Origin of the sequence: Burkholderia sp. GbtcB21 (assembly GCF_019091065.1) — a bacterium.
GTDB classification, from domain to species: domain Bacteria; phylum Pseudomonadota; class Gammaproteobacteria; order Burkholderiales; family Burkholderiaceae; genus Burkholderia; species Burkholderia pyrrocinia_C.
On record NZ_JAGXKA010000484.1, the window covers coordinates 1 to 235 of the forward strand.

The 235-nt window shown below is 73.2% G+C and carries 1 protein-coding gene; it reads left to right on the forward strand.

Going from position 1 to position 235, the window contains the following annotated elements; genetic code table 11:
* A partial coding sequence (locus KVT39_RS37415; RefSeq protein WP_217591528.1) for a DUF188 domain-containing protein occupies window positions 1-235 on the forward strand: 235 nt, incomplete at both ends.

Below are 235 nucleotides of genomic sequence, written 5' to 3' on the forward strand. Positions count from 1 at the left end.
GGCGCGCGTCGTGCCGAAACCCGCGTGACGCTGGTGGCGAACCAGTTTCTGCGCACGCCGCCGTCGCCGTTCATCAAGGCGGTGCAGGTGCCGGCCGGCTCCGACGTGGCTGACGCGCGCATCGTCGAGCTGGCCGAGGCCGGCGACCTCGTGATCACCCCCGACATCCCGCTGGCCGCCGCCGTGCTCGACAAGGGGGCGCATGCGCTCGACCCGGGCGGCAACTGGTTCAGCC